We start from the raw sequence: 7,010 nt of genomic DNA, 5'->3' as shown, positions 1-7,010 counted from the left end.
GTGTTGAGTTAGGAATTTGGCAAAGTGAATATCAAAATGTAGATTTACCTTGGTTACGTTGGTGGGATTTAGATGGTAATTTGTTGTTAAGTGGAGAAGAACGAGCAGAACAGGAATATCAAAGGGCGGAACAGGAACGCCAAAAGGCTGAACAGGAACGCCTAAAAAATGAGCGTTTAATTGCCCAATTGCGTGCTTTAGGTGTTGAACCGGAAGTTTAAAACTGGAAGTATAATTTTCAGGTAAGCTTTCAGCAGTCAGCTTTCACCTCAACCATCAAATATACCTTACCCCGCCCCATGCTGTCAATTTCCAGGGTGGGGTAAATTTTTGTGAAATTCAATTTTTTTTACAAATTGTTGCACGAAGATGTATGATTTCATGTTATAAAATAAATCAGTTATTTCCAGGGTACTGAGTATGTCACAGAAATTAAATGAAATCGGTTTAAGCGAATTAATTAGTAAAGTCAAAGAAGAGTTAGCAAGTACAAATAAAGATAATCCGGTTTTTATAGTAGAAAGTGTTGAACTAGAACTACAGGTTGCGGTTTCTAGAGAAATAGAAATTAAAGGTCAAGGTGAAGCTAAAGTTGATCTAAAAATTAACGTTCTAGGTGCTGATTTCTTAAAATTAGGTGAAGCAAAAGGTAGCGCAGAAGCTAGTAGAACAGTCAATCAAGAAAATATTCATACTATTAGAATTACTTTAACTCCTGCTATTGAGAATGAGAACTTGATGAAAACATTGCCACCAGAAGAACAGAAAAAAATTAGGGATAATACGCCAAGAATAGTATTACAAGGTGAAAATGAAGAATTTTAAATAAATAAAGAAGTAGGGTGTTTTAGTGGTGAAGTAACCCACCAAAATTTTAAATTATGAATGGTGAATTACAGATTTTATTTTAAATTTATCAATATATAAAATGGAAATCCTGAAACTAACTTTAACACTAATCGATAATCGAAAATTTAACGTATCAGCAGAGAGCTATGGTAGTGAAAGATCACAATTACCATTTTTTGATGATGGGGGAAATTCACATATTTATACTGTGTTAAATGCTCTCAATTCCATTGATAACAAATATTCATCTCAAAATAATGATCGAGAATGGATGAAAAAAGAAGGTTTACTAGATCCAAAAGATGATAATTTTTATAATACTAAAATACGAGAAACAATAGGTCAAAAATTGTATCAAGCATTATTTCCAGGAAATATTAAACCAGCATTTAATCAAACAAATTTACATATTCATATTGAATATGATTTTAGAACAATTAACGATTCTAATTTATCATTATATCCCTGGCATTTAGTACATGATGGTACTAATTTTTTAGCACAAAAGGGTTTGAGTTTTTCTTATAGTATAGCGCATCCAAATTTTTTACCATCTGGAAAACGCAAGATTGATAAATTAAAGGTTCTAATTATTTCTTCACAACCTATTTCTTCACAAGCTGCGGATGGTGATTTACAAAGATTAACAAATCAAGAACCATTAATTAATAATAGTCTCCAACAACTCAGAGATCAAGGGAAAGCTAGTTTATTATCTTGGCACGAATCACAAACACCAACTTATATAACTTTACGCAATTATTTAACTGAAAACAGGAGAAATAAAGATAAAATGCCTGACATTATCCATTTTAATGGACATGGCGTTTTTAAGAGACAATGTGATAATCCTTATTGTCCTAAAAGCGGTACAAATGAAATTTTTTTCAATAAAGGAGTTACTAAGTGTCAACATTGTGGCAGTCCTTTAAAGAACCCTACAGGATTTTTGTTATTTCCAGATAAAGAGGGAAATGCAGATTATATTAGTGCAGAAAAATTTGCTCATTTAATTGATATTTGTGATCCAAAACCCCATTTAATAGTTATTACTGCTTGTAAGGGTGCATACGCTGATCAAAGTGATTCTGTATTTAATGGAGTTGCCCAAAATTTATTACAAAAAGTTCCCGCAGTCGTAGCCACACCATTTAGTATTAGTGAGAATAGTCTGAAAGGTTTTATCGAGCAGTTTTATCGAATTTTAAGTAATGGTAAATCTTCTTTATTGGAAGCAGTAAGATTAGCAACCAATGAGATGAAGTTTAAAGATTATGAATGGTATCGTCTTGTACTTTTCTTGCGACATGATGGGGATAAAGATGGGTACTTATTTGAGTTTGAGGAAAAAGCATATTTATATGCAATATTAAATAATAGAAAGCAAAGAAAAGAAGAATTACTTGATTTGTTTAAATCCAATTGGCACTCCAATCAAGAATTATTTACTGAAGCTTATCAATTCTCATTATCACTTCGTGATATTCATATTCCTAGTAATGATGATCCAATTAAATCTATTAAAGATCTAGAGTTAAATACAGCGATTAACAATATCAAAAAATTAGATAATTATAAAAGCAACAACTTTTCATTGTTAGATTATTTTATTGGTTGGTTAACATTAAATATTCAAGATACATCTTCAGAAATATATCAAAAATTGGATGAATGGATGAGAAGTGTCACAAATCATGCTGATTTAATCAATATTGTTCAGGGAAAAATAAATATTACAATCAACGCACAAGAAAGATATGATCCTTGTTTATTAGTTGCTATCGAAGAAGGAAATAATTATCATTTAATTATCAAAGCATGGTTGATTGAAAATATTAATCAATATTATCAATATTGTTATCTTCAAGATCATAGCGATTTTCAATATAATAGCAATTCTCAGTACAACAATAGATGGGAAGAAATAACTAGAGACGGTAAATATGAGATTCAAGGTTTCAATAATTTAGCGGTTGATTTACCACAAGTAATAGATGATTTATTGTTTAAAGTTAGAGATGAAGTTGGTATAGTTAAGAAAATACAATTCTTTTTACCCTATAAATTCATTGCTCCTATAGATTCTTATTCAATTAACAGACAAGGAGATGATGTGTCTATCGGAGCGCATTATGAAGTAAATATTAGGTTCTTAGAACGAACTAGAAAACCCGTAAATATACAAACAAAAGAGATTAAAATTAAATGGAGAGACAATTGTAGAAAATTACAAACAATAATAAAAAATAAACAAAGTATTAATTTCACCTCATTGGAATATTCAGATAATCGAGATCAATTAATTGATTTATTAAATCAACAACTAGCAATAAGATTAAATTTTGCAGTTGTATATGATAAAATAGAAAAAGTTATGGATGTTTTGTACAATACAAGCATTCCTCTGGCTATATGGGTCAGAGAAGAAATTGATAATTACAACAATATATTAGATATAATATGTCAATCGCCTTGTTTAAACACATTATCTAAAAAAGTGAAAGAACAACGTAAGAATAATGATCATATAGGTCGTCATTTGTCATTTCTGTGGGATGATTATTATTTATTACCACCTATTAAGTAATTTAAAATATGAACACAAATAACACAAACTGGTACATATTTAAAGGCAACAATACTGAACCCCATGAGGATATTGTTAACTCAGAAAAATTTCCACCCCCACCCAGTTGGCGGCCTTTTGGGGAAGATAGTAAACCAGGGGAAAATAGACGTAAACGCAGGGGTGAAACCTTCCAAGTGCGACCTGAAGAAATTAAAATGGTCAATGCTGCACTTTATTTAAGAAGACCATTATTAGTCACTGGTAAACCAGGAACAGGAAAATCATCTCTTGCTTATGCTGTCGCTAGGGAATTAAACTTAGGTGAAGTGCTTTATTGGCCAATTACAACTCGCACGACTTTAAAAGATGGACTTTACAGTTATGATGCTATTTCTCGACTGCAAGAAGCTCAACAACAAAATCAACAAAACTGGTCAGAATTATCAGATGAAGTAAAAAAAGAACAACTAAAAATTATTGAAAAATATATTACTCTTGGACCACTAGGAACGGCTTTTTTACCATCTGATAGACCCCGTGTATTATTAATTGACGAAATTGATAAAAGTGATATTGATTTACCTAATGACTTATTAGGTATTTTTGAAGAAGGAAGATTTGAAATTCCTGAATTGGAAAGAATTAAAGAAAAAGTAGCAAAAGTTAATGTGCGAACAGCTTACAGTGATGACACAGAAGAAATAACTAAAAAAGATATCAAAACAGAAATTGAAAATGGTGTAGTTACCTGTACAAATTTCCCATTTGTGATTTTAACAAGTAACGGTGAAAGAGATTTTCCTGCGCCATTTTTACGTCGTTGTTTGCGGTTAACAATGAAAAAACCCAACAAGGATGATTTAGCAAAAATAGTGAATGCTCATTTTAATGAAGAATATAAAAAAGAAACAAGTACAAAAACTACTGATAAACCAGAAGTAGACACATTAATTACCAAGTTTTTAGAAAATCAAGATGAAAAGACTTTAGCAACAGACCAATTATTAAATGCTATTTTCATGGTTGTCAAAGGTCGTGATGGTATTTCTAGTGACGATGACTTAATAAATAGATTATTAGAAGATTTGGGAGCAGTACCAGAAGATGAATAATTCTTCCGATTATACCACGATTAAAAATCTAATTAACCGATTAGATAAATTAAAATTACCAGATCATTTAGCATTGGATGATGATGACATTGCTGATATGATTTGGTTGGCTTTACAAATGGGAGATGTAGAGGAACAAAGATCTACAAATCCAGAAAATACTATAGAATTTAGACGAATAGAAAGATTACCTGATGATCAGAATAAAAATAAACTAAATAAAAATAAACTAAATGATTCAAAAACACAAGTTTTAGATGTTTACGTACCTCCAAAAAATGGAGATAAAGAACAGAAAAGAGGACAAGATGAAAAATCAGTAACAACACCGCAAACATCAGGTTTTCCCTTTCCTGTTGCTGCTGCACCAGCTATTGATAATAGTTTAGAAATTGGTCGTTCGTTGCGTCCATTTAAGCGCAAATTAGCTGCTAGAAGTAGATTTATTTTAGATGAAGAAGCAACTGTTAATAGAATTATTGAGCGTAATATTTGGACTCCTGTTACTAAACCAGCGCCGGAAAGATGGCTAGATTTAGAATTAGTGGTAGAAGATTCTAAATCATCTTTTATTTGGCAGGGTTTAATAGATGAATTAGAACAAATATTAGAAAAACAAGGTGCTTTTAGGAATATTCGTTGTTGGATTATTCCTACAGAAAATAATCCTATTGTTAATAATAATAATAAATTAAATCTTTGCCGTCGCTACAAAGGAGGTAAATTATCACAACGTCAACATCAATATAAAGAATTAATTCATCCTGATAAACGAGGGTTAGTTTTAATTGTGAGTGATTGTGTTTCTCCTTTGTGGAAAAACCACATATTTTATCAATGTTTGAAAGATTTATCAATATCTCAACCTACTGCTATTTTACAATTTTTCCCAGAAAATTTATGGGATAGTACCCAATTATCATTAGGACGAAAAATATTTGCTAAATCATCTAAACCCGGTGTAGTAAATCAAAAATTAATTTTAGAAAATTTACCATTTTGGATATCTGTTAATTGGCGTGAAAATTTAGTTATACCAGTTTTGAATTTAGAACCAGCAATATTAAACCTTTGGTCAAAAGTGGTTGCTGGTTTTGGTAATGGTAGAATTTCTACTTATTTATTTGATTTAGAATATTTACGAGAAAATCTATCTTCAAACCTCTCTGATACAAAGAAAGAGGCTTTAAATGATCAAGAGTTGAGTGAAACAGAAAAAGCGCAAAAAATTGTTAAAAATTTCCTAGCTACTGCATCACCCATAGCGCAAAGATTAGCAGGAATGATGGCAGCTTTACCAGTGGATATGGCTGTGGTGAATCTGGTGATAAAAACCTGTTTAAAGGCAGCTAAATCGGTTCATGTGGCAGAATTTTATATGGGTGGTTTGCTGCAAGATGTCACACCAGAAAATCACCAAAGAAAAGAGCGAGTTTATGATTTTATTCCTGGGGTGAGGAAGGTACTGAACAATGCAATGGCAATTAATGAAACAGAAAATGTTTTAGATGCTATTTCTGCATATATTGGTGAAAGAATTGGTTTATCAGTTAACAGTTTTACAGCATTGATAGCTAATTTTCATCAAAATAAAGACACTCAAGCTAAACTTCTCCCCTTTGCTCATATTGCTGTAGATGTCTTTAAAAATATTGGTGGTGAATATGCCGAATTTGCTGATGCTGTTGATAAATATATTCCTCGAAAAATAACTACACCACCACCACCTCCTCCTCCAGAACCAGAATTAAAAACTTGTGAATTTGAAGTAGCTACTATTGAAATTATTAAACAGACTACTTTTACGTTTGTGGTGGCAACTTTAGAACGGAAATCAAAACAAATTAACTGGGTAGTCAACCGTCAAGAAAAACAAGCTGTAGGTGTAATTGAAAAACTGGCTAAAGGGGTAAATTTAGAATTAATGGAAATACCAGGAGGAAAATTCCTCATGGGTTCACCAGAGGATGAAGAAGGAAGATTTAATGATGAATCACCACAACATCAAGTAACAGTACCAAGATTTTTCATGGGCAAATATCCCATCACCCAAAAGCAATGGCGCGTAGTAGCAGGATGGAAAAAAATAGACAAAAAATTAAACCCAGACCCATCACATTTCCAAAAAGATTACCAAGGAATAGAGAGATGGGAAAGACCAGTAGAAAATGTATCCTGGTCAGAAGCCAAAGAATTTTGTAACAGATTAAGTAAAAAAACAGGATTTGAGTATCGCCTACCGACAGAAGCAGAATGGGAATATGCTTGTCGAGCAGGAACAACCACAACGTTTCATTTTGGGAAAACGATCACAGCAGAACTAGCAAATTATAATGGTAAAGATGTGTATGGAGATGGAGTAGAAGGGGAATATAGAAGACAAACAACACCAGTAGGATATTTTAAAGTAGCGAATAACTTTGGGTTATATGATATGCACGGGAATGTGTGGGAATGGTGCGAGGATGACTGGCATGGTA

The 7,010-nt window shown here is 31.9% G+C and carries 4 protein-coding genes and 1 pseudogene; all 5 read left to right on the top strand.

The annotated features are described in order from the left end of the window. Window positions 1–221 (top strand): annotated as a pseudogene (locus tag H6F47_RS26155) (Uma2 family endonuclease); the annotation flags it as partial. Window positions 222–420: 199 nt separating this feature from the next. Beyond that, on the top strand, window positions 421–825 hold the full coding sequence (locus tag H6F47_RS26150) for a trypco2 family protein (protein WP_190651664.1): 405 nt from the start codon (window positions 421–423) through the stop codon (window positions 823–825). Window positions 826–928: 103 nt separating this feature from the next. Further along, entirely contained in the window at window positions 929–3,436 is a 2,508-nt protein-coding gene (locus H6F47_RS26145; protein ID WP_190651662.1) for a CHAT domain-containing protein, read from the top strand. Window positions 3,437–3,444: 8 nt separating this feature from the next. Then, window positions 3,445–4,530: a MoxR family ATPase gene (locus H6F47_RS26140; protein WP_190651660.1), complete on the top strand. Its 1,086-nt coding sequence runs from the start codon at window positions 3,445–3,447 to the stop codon at window positions 4,528–4,530. Continuing rightward, on the top strand, window positions 4,523–7,010 hold a 2,488-nt coding region (locus H6F47_RS28260), incomplete at its 3' end, for a formylglycine-generating enzyme family protein (protein ID WP_190651658.1). The genes H6F47_RS26140 and H6F47_RS28260, both read left to right, overlap by 8 nt.

It is taken from the genome of Sphaerospermopsis sp. FACHB-1094, assembly GCF_014696195.1.
In the GTDB taxonomy this organism is placed as follows: Bacteria; Cyanobacteriota; Cyanobacteriia; order Cyanobacteriales; family Nostocaceae; genus Sphaerospermopsis; species Sphaerospermopsis kisseleviana.
Note: the sequence above shows the minus strand (reverse complement) of the source record. Positions and strands in the feature narration are given on the sequence as shown.